Source organism: Bradyrhizobium sp. CCBAU 25360, from assembly GCF_028128695.1.
Classification (GTDB): domain Bacteria; phylum Pseudomonadota; class Alphaproteobacteria; order Rhizobiales; family Xanthobacteraceae; genus Bradyrhizobium; species Bradyrhizobium ottawaense.
Genome location: NZ_LBJA01000034.1, coordinates 49074 through 68310, shown reverse-complemented (window position 1 = coordinate 68310; position 19237 = coordinate 49074). Strand labels below are relative to the sequence as shown.

Here is a 19237-nt window from a genome sequence, read left to right as displayed (position 1 = left end):
CCACCGCCGTCATTCCCCGCGGAAGCGGGGAATCCAGTACGCCGCGGCCTCTCCGTGGGCTTCTGGCGTCTCTGGAATACTGGATCGCCCGGTCGAGCCGGGCGAGGACAGCGAGTTGGTGGCGCGCGGCTTTCGTTGCGGCGCTCGTCCTCGCCTTCGCGCTCCCCGCCTCAGCCGACGTCGCCGTCCCCCAGCTCACCGGCCGCGTGGTCGATCAGACCGGGACGCTGTCCAGCAGCGAGACCGCCGCGCTGTCGCAAAAGCTGCGTGACTTCGAAACACGCAAGGGCAGCCAGATCGCCGTCCTGATCGTGCCGACCACGCAGCCGGAGACGATCGAGCAATTCTCGATCCGCGTTGCGGAGGCCTGGAAGATCGGCCGCAAGAAGGTCGACGACGGCGCGATCCTCGTCGTCGCCAAGAACGACCGGCATCTGCGCATCGAGGTCGGCTACGGCCTCGAAGGCGCGCTCACCGACGTCACCTCGCGCCGGATCATCGATGAGATCATCACACCGAAATTCAGGAGCGGCGATTTCGCCGGCGGCATTGCCGACGGCGTCGAGCGCATGATGCGGGTGATCGACGGCGAACCCTTGCCGGTTCCCTCGCCCACCGTGAACTTCGGCAGTCTCGACGATCTCGCGCCGCTCTTCATCGTCACGCTGTTCGTCTCGGTGGGCATCGGCGGCGCCTTCCGGGCCGCGCTCGGACGGCTGCTCGGATCGTTCGTGACTGGAGGCATCATTGCGGCGCTGACCTGGTTCATTCTCGGGTCTTTCGCACTTGCCCTCGCGCTGGGTGGTCTCGGCTTCATCATCGGATTCGTCGCCGATCTGTTTTCGGTGATCACGCCGGGCACTGGCCGCTCGCGCGGCGGCTCCTGGTCGAGCGGCTCCTCGTCGGGCGGCTGGAGCAGCGGATCGTCGAGCAGTGACAGTGGCGGCTTCAGCGGCGGTGGCGGCAGTTTTGGCGGCGGCGGCGCCTCGGGGAGCTGGTAGCGGTATGAGCATCAAGCGCATCGCCAGACATCTCGTGCAGCATCATTGGCGGGCAAAGCAGATCTTTCCGCCGGCCGTGCTCGCCCGCATCGAGCAGGCGATCAGGCAGGGCGAAACCACCCATTCCGGCCAGGTCCGCTTCGTGGTCGAAGGCGCGCTCGACGGCGCGCCGCTGTTCCGCAACCAGCCGGCCCGCGAGCGCGCGCTCGACGTGTTTGCGCATCTGCGCATCTGGGACACCGCGCATAACAACGGCGTCCTGATCTATCTCCTGCTCGCCGACCGCGATGTCGAGATCGTCGCCGATCGCGGCATCCACGCCAAGGTCGGTGCCGAAGGCTGGGAGAGCATCTGCCGCGCCATGGAGGCGGAGTTCAGGTCGGGCCAGTTCGAGCGCGGCGTAATCGACGGTATCACGGCGGTGTCGCGCGAACTGGCGCGGCATTTTCCGCCCGGCGCATCGCATGCGAACGAGCTGCCGGATGCGCCGGTCGTGATGTGAACGGAGCGCGCTCCGTTCTCTCACCGTCATCCCCGCGCAACGGCTCCGCCGTTGCGCGGGGATGACGGAAGTGACAAGGGACGCCCAGCGCTTATTCCGCGGCCGTTCATCTTCACCCGATTACAATTTGTTTCACGCCCGCCACACCGGTTCCACTTTCCCGGCCAAATTCGGCCCCGGATAACTTCCTAAAATTTCGGTAAGCGGGTCCGCAGGTAAGGATTTCGCAAGTAATGAAAGTTACCAAAAGGTCAACCCAGACTGGAGTATTTGAGCCGTGAGCGAACCAATGCCCGAGCAGGCTGCCCAGGACGCCGGCGTCGTCGAAGCTGCTGCGACCGCGCCGCAGGCCAATGAGGCCGCTGGGATCGAGGCTCCCTCGATTGCGCCGGACCATGAGGCGCCACCCAAGCCGGATCCGGTGAAGATCGAGCCGCCGAAGATTGAGGCATCCCGGATCGACGTGCCAAAGCTCGAAGCCAAAGCCGAAACCAAGCCCGAGCCGAAGCCCGGCAAGCTGATCGTCATGGCGCCGTCGGAGCGGAACTGGGACCGTGAGGATTTTGCCCCGCATGTGAAGGCGGAAGAGCCGCGTGAGACCGGCAGCAAGCGCCGCCTGTCGGCGATGGCCGCGGTGGTGACGATCGCCGCCGGCGTTGGCGCCATCAGCGGCGCGCTCGCAACCGCCGGCATGATGCATTTCGCCGCCCCGGCCCAAGCGCCGGTGCAGGTCGCCGACACCAGCGCGCTCGATGCTTCGGTCGCCCGGATCGATGCCGACCTCGTCGCGCTCAAGGCCAATGTCGAGCACAGCTCGAAAACCGGCGTCACCCAGTTCAACCGGGCCAACGACCGCCTCGACAAGCTCGAGAAGGCGCAGGCCGAGCCGATGGCCAAAATCGCAAAGCTGTCCGAGACCGTCGACAAGCTCCGCGCCACGCCGCCCGCCGCCCCCGCGCAGGCCGCAGCAGCGGTGCCCAAGGAGACCACCGGCTCGATCGCGCCGACCCAGGTTGCGACCGCCGCCGCCGCGCCGGCCCCAGTGGCTGCCGCACCCAAGACCGAGGTCGGCCGCCTGCCGACGGTCGAAGGCTGGCGGCTGCGCAACGCCGCCAATGGCGGTGCGCTGATCGAGGGCCGCGACGGGCTCTACGAGGTCTATCCCGGCGATCCCATCCCCGGCCTTGGTCGCGTCGATGCGATCCGGCGCCAGGACGGCCGCTGGGTGGTCGTCACCAGCAAGGGCCTGATCACCGGACGCTGAGCGGCTCAGATACGACTTTCGAAAGGCGCTTCACCACCATGTGAAGCGCCTTTTTGCTTGAATAGGCGGACCGCCGCGGTGTTACCTCAGGCATGAGCCGCGCGTTGCGAATTTTCCTTGCTGCCGCCGTGTTGTTCGGCGGTACTGCCGCGCTGTCGGCCGCAGAGACCCCGTCGCTGACGCGCGGCACCGCCATCACCGATCCCGATCTGCTGCGCAAGCTCGACGACGGCGACGCTCTCACGCTCCAGCGCCTGTTGGCGCCGGAGCGCAAAGCGAATGGTCCGCTGACGACCGACCGGCTGTTTTCAGAGCTGTCCCAGCTCAAGGACATTCCGCCGGCGATCGATGCGGAGTTCGACCGCTACATCACAGGGCAGAAGGCGGCCTATCTGAGCGAGACCATCGGCGTCGGCGAGGGCTTTGACGTGCAGCTGTTCGATCGGGCCGTGCTGAAATCGCGCGACACGCGCTTCGTGCTGGCCGGCATCGTCAACCGCATGGACCGCGCCTACGCCTCGGAGGAGTCCTGCGGCGAGATCCGCCTGATCTATCGGCTGGCGCGTTTCGACGGCACAACCGCGACGCGGCTGCCGATGACGCTCAATCTGGTGATGAAGGCGCGCGATGCGCGCCAGATGGACGCGAACGGCAAACCGATCAATTGCGCCGAACTCGCGCGGCGCTGGCTCGACAACGGAAACTGGCAGGAGCTGATCGGCAGTCGAGACGACGCCATGCTCGATCGCATCGAGACCAACATCCAGCTCTCGGTCGCGGCCAAGTCGGCGCTGCATGACTTCCGCTCCGACTATCTGCTCAAGGTGTTCAAGTACAATTCCGCCACGAAGGCCTTCGAGGAATCGACGCTGGAGAACCAGGTCGACCGCGACCGGATCATGGCGGACGAGGCGCTTCGGCGCGACTTCAAGGATTGGCTGCTCGCACCCGAGCATCTTCGCGAGTTCGATCGCGGCACCGTGCTGATCCCCGAGAAATTCCTGGCAAGGAGTGCGGTGGTGCCGACGCCGGCCGGCCTCGATGCTTCGGCGCTGCAGCCGGAATTCGGCATGATGCAGGCTGAGGGGGAGGGCAAAGCGGTCTTCACCGATAACGACGTGGTCGGTGCGTTGAAGCAGGCGGCCGCGCGCGGCGACATGCAGAACATCCGCTCGGTCGCGGGCTTCCAGCGCCGGCTCAACGACGTCACCTGTTCAGGCTGCCACCAGACTCGCGGCATCGGCGGCTTTCACTTTCCGGGCGTCGATTGGCTGGCGGACAGGCCGTCCAATGCGAGCATCGTACCGGCCTCGCTCCACTTTCTCGGCGACCAGCCCCGCCGCCGCGACATCCTGACCGCGTTCGCCGCAGGCAGACGCCCTGATTTCTCACGCGGATTTGCCAGCCGGCCGCAGACCCGCGGCAGCCGGGAGCTCGCCGGGAGCGAATATCAGGACGGCTGGGGCGCGCATTGTTCCCTGCAAGATGCGGGATCGGGAACGCGAGATGAGAGTTTTACGTCATGGAGCTGTGCTAACGGTCTCACCTGTCAGGCTGCCCCGGCCTCGCGCCGCATCGGCATGTGCTTCATCAAGACGCGTTGAGCCCGCAAAGCGATTTGGATGATTCATGACGAATACCGGCGACGCCAACAAGGAGCGCAATCGCGAGATTGCACGCAACGAGGAAGTCAAGCAGGTCACCGGCGGCGCCCGCGTCAGCATCTGGGCGATCGCGATGGCCGTTATCGTCGGTGGCATCCTGTTCACGCTCGGCTGGCTGTCGCTGCGGTAGCTGCGCTCTCTTTCGTCATGGCCGGGACAAGCCCGGCCATGACGGGGCTGGGGGTTCAGTGCTCGCACCCTCACGTCGCGTAGTTCGTCATCCGCTTGCCCGGCAGCAGCTCGTACGCCGGCTTCCAGCCGGGCAGTGCGGCCATGCGGCCGAGCCAGGCGTGGATGGCAGGATGGCTCGTGGCGAAATCGAAGCCGTGCTCGTCGCTCGGATAATGCAGATAGGCCATCATCGAGATGTCGGCGACGGTCGGCCTAGTGCCGATCGCGAAGGCGTTGTGCTGAAGATGCCCGTCCAGGATGCCGAGGAAGTCCTCGAGCCGGCGGCGAAAGTGTTTCAGCACTTGCGGATCGTTCTTCTCGGTGAAGGCCCGCATGAAGCGATAGGTCGCCATGTAGCCGGTGAGCTTGTGGTTGTCCCAGAACAGCCAGCGCAGCAGCTCGAACTTCTCTTCCTCCGTGTCGGCGCCGAAGCGGCCGTACTGCTCGGCGAGCTTCAAGAGGAGCGGCGCAGTCTGCGTCATCTTCAGCCCATCGACTTCGAGCACCGGGATTTCGCCCATCTCGTTGACCGCCTTGCGCCATTCTGCCGTGCGCGTGACGCCGCCGCCGAAATCGGTCCAGACCGGCTCGAACCTCTCGCCGCAAAGCGTCAACATCAGCGCCAGCTTGTAGCTGTTGCCGGATTCGGGGAAGTAGTGCAGGCGGTAACTGGGCATGGGACCTCGCGGCGTGGTTTTGGGCCGGTAGTTTATAGCGAGATCGCCCGGCATCGTCATTGCGAGCGTAGCGAAGCAATCCAGCAATGCAGCCGCGGAGATACTCTGGATTGCTTCGCTGCGCGCAATGACGGAGGTCGTGAAGACGGGCTGTCTCCCCGCTGTCGTCCCGGACGAGCGAAGCGAAGATCCGGGACCCATAGCCACAGGCCGTGGTTTGGCGAAGACTCGGAGTGACCAGTCGCGCCCACAACCACTCCCTGTGGTTATGGGTCCCGGGCTCGCGCTTTGCGCGCCTCGGGACGACGGCGGAGTGTGAGTGCGCTCCTAGCCCACCGCCCCCGACGACCTCAGCTGCTTGATCGCCGCTTCGTCGTATCCCGCCTCGCGCAAAATCTCGTCACTGTGCTCGCCGACAGCGGGCGGCTTGCGCGGCTGGACCTTCTTGGTGCCGTCGATCCAGATCGGGCTGGAGATGGTCAGCATGGTGTCGTTCTCGAACGGCACCAGCACCTCGTTGTCGAGCATCTGCTTGTCGTTGGGGATGTCGTCGAGAATGCCGACGATGCCGAACACGAGGCCGTTGCCGTCGAGAATCTTGCGCCATTCGGCAAGATCCCTGGTCGCGAAAGTCTCGTCGAAGATCTTGATCAACTCCACCGAACGGGCGTGACGGTCGGGTTTGGTGGCGAAGCGCGGATCGGTGATGAGGTCTTCGCGTCCCAGACATTTCGCCAGCGTCGGAAACTGCTTCTCCTCGCTCAGCAGCGACAGGATCAGCCAGCGGCCGTCCCTGCATTGATAGTGGTTGGCGACTGCGTTCAGCGCGCGCTCACGCGGACGCCGCTCGCCGAACTTGGCGCCGCAGAGTTTTGCCTGCGCCAGCACGCTCGCGGCCCACACCCCGTTCGCCATCAGATTGGAGGCGACGTGCGAGCCCTTGCCGGTCTTCTCGCGCTGATAGAGCGCGGTGACGATGGCGCCGTAGAACGCCATGGCGCAGGGGTGGTCGCCCATGCCGGCGACCGAGCGGGCCGGGGTGGTGTCGATGTCGGCACGGACCAGGTCCATCAGGCCCGAGCGCGCCCAATAGGCATTGCTGTCGAAGCCGGGCTTGTTGGCCTCTTCGCCCTTCTCGCCATAGCCGGTGAAGGAGGCGTAGATCAGCCGGTCGTTGAGATGGGCGAGGTGATCATGGGTGATGCCGAGCTTGGCGCGCACCGGCGGCGGCATGTTGGTGATGAAGACGTCGGCCTCTGCCACGAGCTTGTAGAGCACGGCCTGCGCCTCCGGCTTGGCAAGATCGAGCGCGATGCTCTTCTTGTTGCGGGCTTCCAGCAGCCAGGCGAAATTGTGCTCGCCGGTCGGATAGCCGGGCAAATTCGGCAGATTGCGGTAGGGATCCCCGGCGCCGGGCGGCTCGATCTTGATGACGTCGGCGCCGAAATCCGACAGCACGGTCGCCGCCGCGGGCGCTGCGATGAAGCTCGCGCAGTCCAGAACCTTCAGGCCTGAAAAGATGCCTTTTTCCATCGCGGCGTTGCTCCCTCGCTCTTGTCGTTTCCCGCGCGCTGGAATTGGTGCGGGCTGGTGATGGAGCAATTAGACTGATGTTTTGCCGGGATGCAACGGCGCTCGGCGCAGGGCCTCACTCCTCCCCCGCAAGCAACGCCGCATTGCCGCCGGCTGCGGCCGTATTGATCGTCACGGTCTGCTCGGTCGCGAAGCGCGCGAGGTAGTGCGGGCCGCCGGCCTTGGGACCGGTTCCGGACAGGCCGTTGCCGCCGAACGGCTGCACGCCGACCACGGCGCCGATCATGTTGCGGTTGACGTAGATGTTGCCGACCTGCACGCGGTCGATGATGGCCTCGATGGTGTCGTCGATGCGGGAATGGACGCCGAGCGTGAGGCCGTAGCCGGTGCGCTCGATCGCCTGCAGCACGCGTTCGAGGTTTTCGGCACGGTAGCGCACGACGTGCAGGATCGGGCCGAACACCTCCTCGGTGAGCTGGCCGGCGTCGCCGAGCTCGAAGATATGCGGCGCGACGAAGCAGCCCTGCGGCGCCGTCCCGGCAAAGTGCAGTTTCGCCTCGGTCTTCATCCGCGCGATATGGGCGTCCAGCCGCTGCTTGGCCTCCATGTCGATCACCGGGCCGACATGGGTCGCGACGTCACGGGGATCGCCGATCTTCAACTCGCGTGCCGCGCCCGCGATCATCTCGATCATGCGGTCGGCGACGTCCTCCTGCACGAACAAGAGCCGCAGCGCCGAGCAGCGCTGGCCGGCGGAGCGGAACGCGGAGGTCACGACGTCGTCGGCGACCTGCTCGGGCAGCGCGGTGGCATCCGCGATCATGGCGTTGATGCCGCCGGTCTCCGCGATCAGCGGCACGATCGGCCCATCCTTGGCGGCGAGCGTCCGGTTGATGTTGCGGGCGACCTCGGTCGAGCCGGTGAAGACGACGCCCGCGATATCAGCGTGCGCGGTCAGGGCGGCACCGATACGGCCGTCGCCGACAACGAGATGCAGCGCATCTTTCGGGATGCCGGCCTCGTGCAGCAGGGCCACGGCCTCGCGCGCGATGCGCGGCGTCTGCTCGGCGGGCTTTGCCACCACGCTGTTGCCAGCCATCAGCGCCGCCGTGACCTGGCCGAGGAAAATCGCCAGCGGAAAATTCCACGGCGAGATCGCAACGAAGACGCCGCGGCCACGCATCGCGAGCGCGTTGCTTTCGCCGGTCGGGCCTGGCATTGCCGCATCAACGCCGAACAGCTTGCGGCCCTCTGCGGCATAATAGCGGCAGAAATCGGCGGCCTCGCGCAGCTCCGACAGCGAATCGTCGAGCGTCTTGCCGCCCTCGCTTTGCAGCAGCGCGATGAAGCGGGCGCTGCGGCTCTCCAGGAGATGCGCGGCCTGCTCCAGCGCCGCCGCGCGCGTGGCCGCAGGTGTCCGGCTCCAGGCCGCAAAGCCGACACGCGCGGCAGTCACTGCCGCATTGGCTTGATCCGGCGTGGCATCCGCAATCGGCTCGAGCTCGGTCGCTGCGGCTTTGACGTCAGCGAGCAAATGATCGAGCGCGACGCGTGCGCCGAACTCGACGCCGCGCGAATTGCGCCGCTCCGGCGCGTAGAGATCACCGGGCAACGGGATTTTGGGATGCGCCGCCGCTTGCGGCCGGACGATGGCGTCCGCCGGTCGCTGCAACAGCGCCGGCACCGGAACGCGATAATCGGCGGCCTGCGCCACGAACGACGAGTTGGCGCCGTTCTCCAGCAAGCGACGCACAAGATACGCCAGCAAATCGCGGTGGCTGCCGACCGGCGCATAGGTGCGGTAAGCGATATCAGGATGATCCTTGGCGAGCTGCTCGTAGAGCGCTTCGCCCATGCCGTGCAGGCGCTGGAATTCGAATCCGCCGCTCTTCCCGGCAAGCTCCAGCACGGTCGCGACGGTCAGCGCGTTGTGGGTGGCGAATTGCGGAAAGATGCGCGGCCGAAGACTCAAAAGCTTCGTCGCACAGGCGACGTAGTTCAGATCGGTCATCGCCTTGCGCGTGAACACGGGATAGCCGTCGAGCCCGCGTTCCTGCGCGCGCTTGATCTCGGTGTCCCAATAGGCCCCCTTGACCAGCCGCACCATCAGCCTGCGGTCATGCGCGCGGGCGAGCGCGTCGACGTAATCGATCACCGCGCTGGCGCGCTTCTGATAGGCCTGGATCGCGAGGCCAAATCCGTCCCAGCCTCTCAGCGAGGGATCGGCGAGCGTTGCGGCGATCATTTCGAGCGACAGCTCGAGCCTGTCTGCCTCCTCGGCATCGACGGTGAAGTTGAGGTTATGCGCTTTGGCGCGCCGCGCGAGGTCGAGCAGCAGCGGCACCAGCTCGGCCATCACGCGGTCGCGGCTGATCGCCTCGAAGCGCGGATGCAGCGCCGAGAGCTTGACCGAGATGCCGGGCCGGTCGGGCAGGGGATTGCTGCCCGCAGACTTGCCGATCGTCTCGATCGCACTCGCATAGGCATCGAAATAACGCCTGGCATCGGCGGCCGTGCGCGCGCCTTCGCCGAGCATGTCGAAGGAATAGCGCGGCTTCTGGCCGGAGCGCGGCCGGCCCCGTTCCAGCGCCTGCTCGATGGTCTCGCCCAGCACGAAATGACTGCCCATCAGCCGCATCGCCTGGCGCGTCGCGGTGCGCACCGCAGGTGCGCCCAGCCGCTTCACCAGACGGCCGATGGTGCCGTCGGGCGTCTCGCCGGGCTGGATCACCCGCGCCGACAGGCCGAGCGCCCAGGCCGAGGCGTTGACCAGGAAGGCCGTGGACTTGGTCTCGTGGTGGATGAAGTCGCCCTCGCCGAGCTTGTCCTCGATGAACTGGTCGGCGGTGCGCGCGTCCGGCACGCGCAGCAGGGCCTCGGCCAGCACCATCAGCGCCAGCCCCTCCTTGGTCGAGAGCGCGAACTCCCGCAGCATGTCCTCGACCCCGCCAAGACTACCTGCAAGACGGTCGTCGCGCTTGCGGATCGCCTCGATCAGCCGGGTCGCGGTGCGGTCGATCCGGGCCTCCTGCGGCGCGGACAGATGCGATGCCGGCAACAGGCGCGCGGCGATCTCGGCATCATCGGGCGCGTAGGGGGCGGTGAAGGGCGGCGGGATGTTCGGCATGGCGTGTCCTGTGGCTAGATCCAGGATAAGGCCCGCGTGACCGTAGTTCGATAGACAATCTAGCCAATTTGTCTTAGAAAATGAAGACAAGAAGCAACTTGGCCTGATTAAACATGGAACTCGATCGAATCGACCGGAAGATCCTCTCGATTTTGCAGGAGGATGGGCGCATCGCCAATGTCGAACTCGCCGAGCGCATCGGGTTGTCGCCAACCTCGATCGGCGAGCGGCTGAAGCGCTTGCAGCGGGAGGGCTTTGTCGAAGGCTATGGCGCGCGGCTCAACCCGCACCGGCTCGGCCTCGGTCTGTTGGTGTTCGTCGAGGTGCTGCTCGACAAGACCACGCCGGACAATTTCGAACGTTTTGCGCGCGCGGTGAAACTCGCGCCTGAAGTTCTGGAGTGTCACATGGTTGCCGGCGGCTTCGACTATCTTGTGAAGGCGCGGCTCGCGGACATGGCGGCGTATCGACGCTTCCTCGGCGAGACCCTGCTGTCGATGCCGGGCGTGCGCGAGACGCGGACCTATGCGGTGATGGAGGAGATCAAGCGCGACGCACCGTTACCGGTGGGCTGACGAAGTGCCGTCGCGATTGTCATTGCTGAGGCGTTGAACGGGCGGTCCTCGCGGGAAAATAGCTCTCCGTGTGCAGTCGCAACGCCTGTCGTCGAATGCACTGGCCGTCTTCTAAAATTTTCTTGGCCCGGCCCCCGGATCGATCCGGGAGGCAGCAAAAGCTGGCGGGCTTATACTTTGAGGTTCTCTGCGGAGGTCTTGCCCCGGTTTGCGATCTCTTCGTATTCCACCGTCTGTCCTTCGTTCAGGGACGACAGACCGGCTTTCTGCACTGCCGAGATATGCACGAACACATCCTTGCCGCCCGACGCAGGCTGGATAAATCCATAACCCTTCGTCGGGTTGAACCACTTGACCGTACCTTTAGCCATCACGACTTCTCCGCGGGTCTTCCTCCGAGATCTCGAACCGCCAGTCCCCGCCAACCGGCCGGTTCGGTCCTAACAGGATACGCGGAATGTGGCCGGCTTGGTAGCTCAAACCACATCGGCCTTTCGCCGAATTCCGCTCAACTTCGCGGCGTTTTTGCCGGTTTTGCCCGTTTCGCGGTCAAATGGCCGGCGTGCTGCGCGCTGTCTGTCAATACGTCGCCGCCAGATAATCGACGATCTTGCCGACATCCGCATCGTCGATCGGTGCGCCATAGACCTTGATCATCTTGGTCACCTCGGCCTGCCAGAAGCCCTTCTTGTCCTTCATCGGCGGCTGCGTCTTGACGTAGTCGGCCGAGTGGCAGGCGCTGCAATTGGCCTGGACGATTTCGAGATTGGGCCCCGCCTTGAAGGCGGCGACCTCGTCCGGAAGCTGGTAGTTGACGGGCGCCGCGGTCACGGCCGTCAGGCCGGTGGCGAGGGCGAGCGTGACGGCGAGGAGAATGGTGCGCTGCATGGTCATTCTCCTTTCAGGCCACGGTGACGCGGACGGTTTCGACGACGTTGCGCAAGTATCCCGCCGGGTTCCAGCGCGGCGCGTCCGGCTGCGTCTCGCCGCCATTGCCGGTGGCGCGCACCTTGAGCTCAACGCTTCCCGCCGCAAGCTTCACCGGCAGCTTCCATTCGCGGAACGAATATTTGCCGAGATCCTTGCCGAGCTTGGCGCTCACCCAGGTCTTGCCGCCGTCGGTGGAGACCTGGACCTCCTTGATGCCCTTGCCGCCGTCGAAGGCGATGCCGCGCAGGGTCACAGCTCCCGCCTTCAGCTTGGCGCCATCGGGGATGCTGGTGATGAAGGAGCGGATGGTGAAACGGTTGATCGGGATCGTCGCCTTCGGTGCGGTGCCGGGCTCGATCGCGTTATCAGGCGTATCGGGAATGCGATAGGCGGACTTCATCCAGAAGCCGTCATAGACGTTGTCGATGACGGTAATCTCGTTGAGATGCTTGACCCAGTAGGTGCCGTAATAGCCGGGCACGATCAGGCGCAGCGGAAAGCCGTTGAGGAACGGCAAATCCTCGCCGTTCATGCCATAGGCCAGCATCACCTCGCCGTCACTGGCGTGAGCGATGTCGAGTGCCTTGACGAAGTCAGGCGTCTTGTCGCTGACCGGCCCGTCCATGCCGTTGAAGGTGACCTGCCTGGCGCCGCTCTGCACGCCGGCCATCTCCAGCACCGCCTTCAACGGCACGCCGCGCCAGCGCGCATTGCCCATGGCGCCGTTGGCGAGCTGGCCGCCGGCGACGCGCGGCTCGAAGAAGCCGCGGCTGTTGCCGGAGCACTGGTTGACGGCGACGATCTCGGTCGCCTTCATCTTCCTGATGTCCTTCAGTGAAAGTTTCAGCGGCTTGTCGACCTTGCCCTTGACCTCCAGCGTGAACTTGTCGGGGTCGAGATTGTAGGGCAGGTCCGAGAGGTGATAGCGGACGAAGAACGCATTGTTCGGCGTGATCGGGCCGTCGTTGAAGATCGCGAACGGCGTCTCGAGCTGCGGCGGCCGGCTGGTCAGGCCGATCATCGGCCGCTTCTGCGGGTATTTCACCAGCGGCCGTTCGCCATTGGCGAAGGGCAGGGTCACGGTGTCGAGTGCCAACGCCCTGGTGGCATTCAGTGTGGCCGCCATGGCGGCAAGCCCCGCTCCTTTGAGCAGGTCGCGGCGATCGAACATCTGGTCCCCTCCCGGAGCTTTTCGTTGGCCCGCGGTCATCACCGCGAGCCGCGCTCATCTGTCGCAACGATTTGAACGAAGTCAATTCGTGCTTTCGCAGCAGGCCCATGCCGCTGCGTTGCAGCAGGCCGGTGTTACGGAGACATGCATGTGGCCAAGTTCTCACCGCGGCGGCGGTGTGCTCCCTCGCCCCGCTTGCGGGGAGAGGGTTGGGGTGAGGGGGAGTCTCCGCGAGGGAGGAAGCAGTTGGACTCGCGGAGAGTCCCCCTCACCCGCCGCGCTGCGCGCGTTGGCCTCTCCCCGCAGGCGGGGAGAGGCGAACATCAGGCCGCGACGCGCTCGCTTCGATCGACCAGCGCCGTCAGCCCCCGCGCATCGGCCACCACGCGGACCGCCATCGGCTCGTCGCGGCCGCGGATCGCGACCTCCTGTTGCGGCAGCGTATCGTCGGCGAGGCCCGCGGTGCCGCGGATTTCGTCCGAGACGATCGCCTCGCAGGCCAGCGTCTTGGTCATGTCCTGCAGGCGGGCGGCAACGTTGACGGCATCGCCCAGCGCCGTGAAGACGATGTGATCGCGATAGCCGATGTCGCCGATGATGACCTCGCCGCCGTGAATGCCGATGCCGAAGCGGATCGGCTGGCGAAGATCGTGGCTCAGCAGCTCGTTCAGTTCGTCGATATGGGTGGCGATGCCGCTGGCAGCCTTCAGCGCCTGCCGGCAGGCGGTTTGCGGATCGGCCGTGAGTCCGAACAGCGCCAGCATGCCGTCGCCGACGAACTGGTTCGGCTGGCCGCCATTCTCGATCACGGCCTGCGACACCGCGCCGAGGAAGCGGTTGACGATGAAGACGGTATCGAACGGCAGCCGCTTCTCGGCGAGCTGGGTCGAGCCGCGCATGTCCACGAACAGGCTGACGAGATAGCGCTCCTGGCCGATCCTCGCCGGCGCCGAGGCCTGCGCGTTGGCCGACGACGTTTGCGGGGTGAAGAGCTGGAAGAAGGACAGATCCGACGTCGGCCGCAGCTGGCAGGCCAGCCTGATCGAAGGGTCGTTGGTGCCGACGCGGGTGAGCACGAAGGCCTCGCGCTGCGACGGCTCGGGCAGGACGCCATGATCGCCGATGACGCGGATGCGGCAGGTCGAGCAGCGGGCGCGGCCGCCGCAGACGCTGGCATGCGGCAGATTATGGCGCAGGCTCGCTTCCAGCACGGAGAGACCCTTGGGAACCCGCACCGTCTTGCCGTTGCCGTAGGACAACGCGATCATGCCGCCGCGCCGCTCGCGCCAGGCCCGCACGCCGCGTGCCGCCAGCGCCAGGCCCAGCAGCCCAAAATAGGTGACGGTGAAGGCGCCGGTGATGCGATCGAGCGTGTTGCCTTCCGCGACCGTGCCGACCTGGCGTCGCGTGAGATTGTGCGTGCGCCATTCCCCGTCATCGGCCTCGATCGCGACGCTGCGGCCGCCCTGGTAGATGCCGAGCAGCGACAATGTCGGGACCAGCACCGCGGCGGCAAGCAGATAGGGCGCGGCGCGCGTGAAGAACGGCTTGAGGCGGAGCCAGAAATAGATCCCGATGCAGCCGTGCACCCAGGCAATGAGAAGCAGGATCGTCATCTGCCAGAGCCGTCCCGGCGCTGCGACGAAGAACAGATAGAGCTCCTGCGGATAGAGCTTCTGGTGATCGTACAGCGTGTAGCCGAGCCGCACCCCGACCACGTGCCCCATGATCAGCGCGGGGATGCTGAGGCCCAGCACGAGCTGAAGCGGCTCGATCGTCCGCCAGCGGAACTGCCGGCGCTGATACAGCGCATAGATGCCGAGCCCCATATGCGTGAGCGCGGCGGTGTAGAACACGATCGAGACGGGGAGGAACTGCCAGAAGACGGTGTGGTAGTAGACTCCGGCCTCCATAGCCTCGACCGAAATATTGCCGAGCGCATGGTTGAGGAAATGGCTGATCACATAACAGAACAGGATCACGCCGCAGACGAGCCGCACCTGCCGCACGCTGGTCCCGCGGACGAGTTCGGAGATGGATGCAGCAGCGGTGGCCATGATTCGGTTGTATCAGTTCATGAAGGAGAACAGCCAGCGTAGCGGTTAATTCCCGATGTGGACAGGTTCGGGGATCACATGCCCGGGAAGGCGCCTCACACTCCGCCGTCGTCCCGGACAAGCGCGCCCTAAGCGCGCGCCGATCCGGGACCCATAGCCACAGGGTCGGGTTTGGCGAAGACTCGTGGTTACCAGCTCGTGCCATAACCCCTCCCTGTGGTTATGGGTCCCGGGTCTGCGCTTCGCTTGCCCGGGACGACACCTATGTCTGGACAGCCGACATTGACTCCCCCTCCCAGGTTGGCGAAAAGCGCGGCCGTGACGACATCCCCTGATATCACCGTGTTTCCCCGTGGCGCCGCGCGCCGGCCCCTCGTCATCGCCGTGCTCGTCATCGCCGCGATGACGCTGCTGCGCATCGTCTACGCCGGCGCGATCGAGCTGCGCACCGACGAGGCCTATTACTGGACCTGGTCGAAGGAGGGCGCGCTCAGCTTCCTCGATCACCCTCCGGGCATCGCCTGGCTGATCCGTTTCGGAACCGCGATCTTCGGCGACACCACGCTCGGGGTCCGTTTCGGCGGCATCGTCGCGATGCTGGCGACGCAGCTCCTGCTTGCCGACGTCGTCCGCCGCCTCACCCATGATGTGCGCGCCGTATTGTTCGCGGTGCTGATGCCGGAAGCCGCGCTCTATTACGGCCTGCTGATGGCCAAGGTCGCGCCCGATGTCGCCATGATCCCGTTTGCGGTGGCAATGATGTGGTCGCTGGTGCGGCTCGCGCAAAGCGGCGACGGACGCTGGTGGCTTGCGGCCGGTCTGTTCGCCGGCCTCTCGATGCTGTCGAAATTCACCGCCATCATGTTCGCGCCGGCGGTTGCCGCCTTTCTGCTGGTGCCGGATTGGCGTTGGCGCTGGCTGCGCAGTCCTTACCCTTATCTCGCGGTGCTGGTCGCAATAGCCGTGTTCTCGCCGGTGCTGGTCTGGAATGCGCAGCACGATTGGGCCTCGTTTCGTTTCCAGGGCGTACGCGCCACCGCCAGTTACGGCATCTCGCTGCGGACCATCGGTGACTTTATCGGCCTGCAGTTCGGCCTGGTCGGCTTCGTCATGCTGCCGGTGGTGCTGACCGGGCTGGTGCTGACGGCATGGCGCGGCTATCGCGCACGCGAGCCCGTTGGAATTCTCTTGTCGACGGCGGTGCTGGTGCCGTTTCTGTATTTCCTCGCGAAGTCGACCACGCTTCGGGTCGGCGACACCTGGCCGATGTTCATGTGGCCGGTCGGTTTCGCCGCGGCCGCCGTGAACCTCGCGGCGATGGCGAAGGAGGATTGGTCGGCCCGTATGCTGAGATCGTCGGTGTTCTGGGCCAAGACAGCCGTCGGCTCGGGCATCGCCTTCGTCGTCATCGTGTTCCTCTATTACGTCGCAGCGCCCTGGAATCTCCTCGGCAAGATCGATCCGATCGGCGCCGAGGCCGGCTATGAGCAGGTCGCCGCGCGGGCGCAGGCCGCGCTCGACGAGACCGGCGCGACCTGGATCGCCACCACGGACTATCGCACCTACGCGATGATGCGCTGGCTGTTCAGGGGCCGCGTGCCCGTCATCGAGATCAACGAGCGCGGCCGCTTCCAGGATTTCCGCGATCCCGGCCTGGACCGGATCAAGGGCCATGCCGGCATCTATGTCGGCCGCGAGCCGGACGATCGTTCCTCGCTATGGGAGAACATCCCAGCCAAGCGCGAGCAGCTCGGCGAAGTCGAGCGCCGCTGGCGCGGTGTTCTCGCGGACACCTATGTGATCGAAAAGCTCACCGGCTGGACCCCCGAGCTGTCGCCGTCGAAGGATTCGCCGCTGTTTTGGTGGAAGGTGCTGGCTTTCCTCTCCCTCTCCCCGCTTGCGGGGAGAGGGTTGGGGTGAGGGGGACTCTCCGCGGGGGAGGTGACAGTTGAACTCGCGGATAGTCCCCCTCACCCGGATCGCATCTGGCGATGCGCTCCGGCCTCTCCCGCACGCGGGGAGAGGCGAAGAAGCTACGCCTCGTCGTCCTTCTTCCGCAAGAGATCCGTCGCGAGATCCGACAGTTTGGGCGGCGGCAGCGCGGCGAACGGCAGCGGACGCGTGACGTCGATCGCCGCCAGGCCCAGCCGTGCCGTCAGCAATCCGTTCAGCACGCCTTCGCCGAGCCGCTGTGACAGCTTTGCCGCGATGCCGTGGCCGAGCATCTGCTGCACCAGGCTGTCGCTCGCGGCCATGCCGCCGGTGATGGCGAGGTGGGCGATGACGTGGCGGAGCAGTCGGATCATGCCGAGCGCGCCGGGGCGCCCGCCGTAGAGATAAGCGAGCTGGCGGATCAGGCGCAGCGCGGCGACGAACACGAACAGCACGTCGATCGCCGCGCGCGGGCTCACCGCGGTCACGATCGAAACCTTTTGCGCGGCTGACGACACCAGACGCCGCGCCTCCGCATCCAGCGGAGACATCAACTCGCGTTCGGCGAGCCGGATCATGTCGGCGCCGTCGATGATCTCGCCGGTGTGGCTCTCCAGCGTCGCGCGGGCGCGGGCGAGCTGCGGGTTCTGGTGCGCGATCTTGAGCAGATCCTGCACGATGACGCGGCTCTCCTTGCGGTCGTCGCTGGCGAGCACGGCGGCGGCGCGCGCATGCAACTGCTCGATCGTCGCCAGCCGCGCCAGACCGACTGCCTCGCGGCCGATCACCACCGCAAGCGCAAGCGCGGTGACGAGCGCGAAGGCGAGACCGACATAGCCGAGCGTTTCGCTGCGCGCGAACAGGTCCTCGATCAGATGCACCACGCCGAGCCCGGTGCCGAGCAGCGTCAGCCCGGCGAGGCCTGACCAGAACAGCGTACCCCAGGGAAAACCGCGGCGCGCCGGCAGCGCCGCTTGAACTGGGACCGGAAGCGCCAGGGGATCGGGCTCCGGCGTGATCTGGATGGTGGCGCGGCTGAGCCGGCTGGTCTCGTCGGCTTCGGTGACGACGACGCCGGGATCGTCGAGCCGGAACGTCGCCGGCCGCCGTGGCTTCGATCGGTCGTTCATGCGAGCTTGTCTCCGATCAGGAACTGCAAGGCACGGTCGAGGCGAATGTGAGGCAGCGTCGGCGGCTCGGAGCCTTCGCGGTCGAGTGTGGGCGGGCGGAAGCGCAGGAAACGAAAGTCGCTTGTCCCGGCGGTCTCGGTCGCGAGGCCGCGGAACGCGGCATTGCCGTTGAACAATGGCTCGGGATCCAGGGGCAGGTCGCCCGGAAAGGTCGCAACCTCCGTGTTGCCGTCGAAGAATTCGCCGCCAGCGCTCTCGCCCGCGGCCGGTGTTCCAAGGATCGACGGCAATTTGTCGCGGCCGCGCGCGACTTGAGCCTCTCTCGTGGCGCGCACCGCGGCGAGCGCCACCACGTCGATCGCCGCGCCGGTATTTTCCGCGCGCGCGACGGCACCCGAGACGGCGCGGCGCAATACGGCCTCGAGCCGGTCGTGGCTGGAATGGTGCAGATGGTCGGCCTTGGTCGCTGCAAACAGGATGCGATCGATGCGCGGACGGAACAGGCTGGAGAGGATCGTGCTGCGGCCGATGTTGAAGCAGTCGAGAATGCCGGCGAGGGCTGCTTCGAGATCGTGCAGCGCCTCGGGTCCGGAGTTGAACGCGGACAGTGCATCGGCCAGCACGATCTGGCGATCGAGCCGGGCAAAATGATCCCTGAAGAACGGCCGCACCACGACGTCCTTGTAGGCCTCGAAACGGCGCACCATCATCGCCCACAGCGATCCCTCCGGCGCCTGGCCGCCTGCGGGCACCTCGAGGGGCGCGAAGGTCAGTGCCGGGGAGCCTGCGAGATTGCCGGGCATCAGGAAGCGGCCGGGCGGCAACAGGCTCATCGCGAAGCGCTCGTCGCGGCAGGCGCGCAAATAATCGGTGAAGAGTTTTGCGGCCGTCAGCGTCGCCTGCTCGTCCTCGCGCGCGTCGGGCTTGAGCGTTGCCAGATGCGCGTGCCATTCGCCCGCAAGATGCGCGCGCGGCGCCTCGCGCGACAAGACCAGGCTCTCCGCCGACCATTGCTCGAAACTCTTCTGTAGCAGCGGCAGGTCGAGCAGCCACTCGCCGGGATAGTCCACGATGTCGAGTGTCAGCGTGCGGTCGGCGCCGTTCGGGCGCTGATAGTCGATGACGAGCCGGAGCTCGCTGATGTCGACGGTCGAGTTCGGCCAGCGTCGCTCCTCGATCAGCGCGCGCAGATGGCTCTCATAGGCAAACCGCGGCACGGCATCGTCGGGCTGCGGCGCCAGATGCGCCCGCGCGATCCGGCCCGAGGCGTAAGCGTCGAACACCGGAAACCGGCCGCCGCGGGTGAGGCCGTGGATCAGCGCGGTGATGAACACGGTCTTGCCGGCCCGCGACAGGCCGGTAACGCCTAACCGCACCGTCGGGTTGAAGAAGTGCTCGCCATAGTCGATCAGCGCCTGCGCGGACAAGCGCGCTTCTTCGACCATATCCTGGAAACTGAATGCCATATGAACGTTAGTGGATCGGGGGCGGCGGGACTGTGTG

At 66.0% G+C, this 19237-nt stretch carries 16 protein-coding genes; 7 read left to right on the top strand and 9 right to left on the bottom strand.

Going from position 1 to position 19237, the window contains the following annotated elements:
* Positions 1 to 83: 83 nt before the first annotated feature.
* The 5 genes from XH81_RS11065 to XH81_RS11045 all read left to right on the top strand — a co-directional run bounded on the left by XH81_RS11065 (position 84) and on the right by XH81_RS11045 (position 4561).
* Positions 84 to 1001, top strand: coding sequence for a TPM domain-containing protein (locus XH81_RS11065; protein ID WP_028140418.1), 918 nt, complete (start codon positions 84 to 86; stop codon positions 999 to 1001).
* 4 nt (positions 1002 to 1005) lie between these two features.
* Positions 1006 to 1503, top strand: a complete 498-nt coding sequence (locus XH81_RS11060; protein ID WP_028140417.1) for a TPM domain-containing protein — start codon at positions 1006 to 1008, stop codon at positions 1501 to 1503.
* Positions 1504 to 1792: 289 nt separating this feature from the next.
* Complete coding sequence (locus XH81_RS11055; RefSeq protein WP_028140416.1) at positions 1793 to 2767, top strand: hypothetical protein; 975 nt, start codon at positions 1793 to 1795, stop codon at positions 2765 to 2767.
* 92 nt (positions 2768 to 2859) lie between these two features.
* Complete coding sequence (locus XH81_RS11050) at positions 2860 to 4371, top strand: hypothetical protein (RefSeq protein ID WP_028140415.1); 1512 nt, start codon at positions 2860 to 2862, stop codon at positions 4369 to 4371.
* A 25-nt stretch (positions 4372 to 4396) separates the two neighbouring features.
* A complete protein-coding gene (locus XH81_RS11045; RefSeq protein WP_162832258.1) occupies positions 4397 to 4561 on the top strand; it encodes a hypothetical protein in 165 nt (54 codons plus the stop codon).
* Between the two features lie 70 nt (positions 4562 to 4631).
* Here the strand turns inward: XH81_RS11045 and XH81_RS11040 are convergent, their stop codons facing one another.
* The 3 genes from XH81_RS11040 to putA all read right to left on the bottom strand — a co-directional run bounded on the left by XH81_RS11040 (position 4632) and on the right by putA (position 9939).
* Positions 4632 to 5279 (bottom strand): glutathione S-transferase family protein, encoded by a 648-nt coding sequence (locus XH81_RS11040; RefSeq protein WP_028140414.1) that lies wholly within the window; start codon positions 5277 to 5279, stop codon positions 4632 to 4634.
* Between the two features lie 327 nt (positions 5280 to 5606).
* Complete coding sequence (locus XH81_RS11035; RefSeq protein WP_028140413.1) at positions 5607 to 6812, bottom strand: CaiB/BaiF CoA transferase family protein; 1206 nt, start codon at positions 6810 to 6812, stop codon at positions 5607 to 5609.
* Between the two features lie 115 nt (positions 6813 to 6927).
* A complete protein-coding gene (gene putA / locus XH81_RS11030) occupies positions 6928 to 9939 on the bottom strand; it encodes a bifunctional proline dehydrogenase/L-glutamate gamma-semialdehyde dehydrogenase PutA (protein WP_028140412.1) in 3012 nt (1003 codons plus the stop codon).
* Positions 9940 to 10052: 113 nt separating this feature from the next.
* On the opposite strand from putA, the gene XH81_RS11025 reads away from it, so the two are divergent.
* On the top strand, positions 10053 to 10514 hold the full coding sequence (locus XH81_RS11025) for an Lrp/AsnC ligand binding domain-containing protein (protein ID WP_018317238.1): 462 nt from the start codon (positions 10053 to 10055) through the stop codon (positions 10512 to 10514).
* A gap of 170 nt (positions 10515 to 10684) precedes the next feature.
* Here XH81_RS11025 and XH81_RS11020 read toward each other — a convergent pair whose 3' ends face one another.
* The 4 genes from XH81_RS11020 to XH81_RS11005 all read right to left on the bottom strand — a co-directional run bounded on the left by XH81_RS11020 (position 10685) and on the right by XH81_RS11005 (position 14672).
* Positions 10685 to 10885 carry a cold-shock protein gene (locus tag XH81_RS11020; protein ID WP_008134691.1) on the bottom strand — a complete coding sequence of 67 codons (201 nt, stop codon included), beginning with the start codon at positions 10883 to 10885 and terminating at the stop codon, positions 10685 to 10687.
* A 208-nt stretch (positions 10886 to 11093) separates the two neighbouring features.
* Positions 11094 to 11402: a SorB family sulfite dehydrogenase c-type cytochrome subunit gene (gene sorB, locus XH81_RS11015; RefSeq protein WP_049801858.1), complete on the bottom strand. Its 309-nt coding sequence runs from the start codon at positions 11400 to 11402 to the stop codon at positions 11094 to 11096.
* Between the two features lie 13 nt (positions 11403 to 11415).
* Complete coding sequence (gene sorA, locus XH81_RS11010) at positions 11416 to 12615, bottom strand: SorA family sulfite dehydrogenase catalytic subunit (protein WP_095426730.1); 1200 nt, start codon at positions 12613 to 12615, stop codon at positions 11416 to 11418.
* Positions 12616 to 12938: 323 nt separating this feature from the next.
* The gene (locus XH81_RS11005; protein ID WP_028140409.1) at positions 12939 to 14672 is read right to left on the bottom strand and encodes an adenylate/guanylate cyclase domain-containing protein; all 1734 of its coding nucleotides are present in this window, start codon (positions 14670 to 14672) and stop codon (positions 12939 to 12941) included.
* Between the two features lie 264 nt (positions 14673 to 14936).
* Here XH81_RS11005 and XH81_RS11000 point away from each other — a divergent pair, with 264 nt between their 5' ends.
* Entirely contained in the window at positions 14937 to 16592 is a 1656-nt protein-coding gene (locus tag XH81_RS11000; protein ID WP_049801854.1) for a glycosyltransferase family 39 protein, read from the top strand.
* A 113-nt stretch (positions 16593 to 16705) separates the two neighbouring features.
* Here XH81_RS11000 and XH81_RS10995 read toward each other — a convergent pair whose 3' ends face one another.
* Together XH81_RS10995 and XH81_RS10990 are read right to left on the bottom strand one after the other, a co-directional pair.
* A complete protein-coding gene (locus tag XH81_RS10995; protein WP_028140408.1) occupies positions 16706 to 17734 on the bottom strand; it encodes a YcjF family protein in 1029 nt (342 codons plus the stop codon).
* Positions 17731 to 19200, bottom strand: coding sequence for a YcjX family protein (locus tag XH81_RS10990; RefSeq protein WP_028140407.1), 1470 nt, complete (start codon positions 19198 to 19200; stop codon positions 17731 to 17733). The genes XH81_RS10995 and XH81_RS10990 overlap by 4 nt, the downstream gene beginning before the upstream one ends.
* Between the last annotated feature and the right edge of the window lie 37 nt (positions 19201 to 19237).

Bases quoted from the DNA above. Each gene is read 5' to 3' on its own strand.
- XH81_RS11060 (WP_028140417.1), top strand. From the start codon at position 1,006: ATGAGCATCAAGCGCATCGCCAGACATCTCGTGCAGCATCATTGGCGG.
- XH81_RS11055 (WP_028140416.1), top strand. From the start codon at position 1,793: ATGCCCGAGCAGGCTGCCCAGGACGCCGGCGTCGTCGAAGCTGCTGCG.
- XH81_RS11050 (WP_028140415.1), top strand. From the start codon at position 2,860: ATGAGCCGCGCGTTGCGAATTTTCCTTGCTGCCGCCGTGTTGTTCGGC.
- XH81_RS11045 (WP_162832258.1), top strand. From the start codon at position 4,397: ATGACGAATACCGGCGACGCCAACAAGGAGCGCAATCGCGAGATTGCA.
- XH81_RS11040 (WP_028140414.1), bottom strand. From the start codon at position 5,279: ATGCCCAGTTACCGCCTGCACTACTTCCCCGAATCCGGCAACAGCTAC.
- XH81_RS11035 (WP_028140413.1), bottom strand. From the start codon at position 6,812: ATGGAAAAAGGCATCTTTTCAGGCCTGAAGGTTCTGGACTGCGCGAGC.
- putA (WP_028140412.1), bottom strand. From the start codon at position 9,939: ATGCCGAACATCCCGCCGCCCTTCACCGCCCCCTACGCGCCCGATGAT.
- XH81_RS11025 (WP_018317238.1), top strand. From the start codon at position 10,053: ATGGAACTCGATCGAATCGACCGGAAGATCCTCTCGATTTTGCAGGAG.
- XH81_RS11020 (WP_008134691.1), bottom strand. From the start codon at position 10,885: ATGGCTAAAGGTACGGTCAAGTGGTTCAACCCGACGAAGGGTTATGGA.
- sorB (WP_049801858.1), bottom strand. From the start codon at position 11,402: ATGCAGCGCACCATTCTCCTCGCCGTCACGCTCGCCCTCGCCACCGGC.
- sorA (WP_095426730.1), bottom strand. From the start codon at position 12,615: ATGTTCGATCGCCGCGACCTGCTCAAAGGAGCGGGGCTTGCCGCCATG.
- XH81_RS11005 (WP_028140409.1), bottom strand. From the start codon at position 14,672: ATGGCCACCGCTGCTGCATCCATCTCCGAACTCGTCCGCGGGACCAGC.
- XH81_RS11000 (WP_049801854.1), top strand. From the start codon at position 14,937: ATGTCTGGACAGCCGACATTGACTCCCCCTCCCAGGTTGGCGAAAAGC.
- XH81_RS10995 (WP_028140408.1), bottom strand. From the start codon at position 17,734: ATGAACGACCGATCGAAGCCACGGCGGCCGGCGACGTTCCGGCTCGAC.
- XH81_RS10990 (WP_028140407.1), bottom strand. From the start codon at position 19,200: ATGGCATTCAGTTTCCAGGATATGGTCGAAGAAGCGCGCTTGTCCGCG.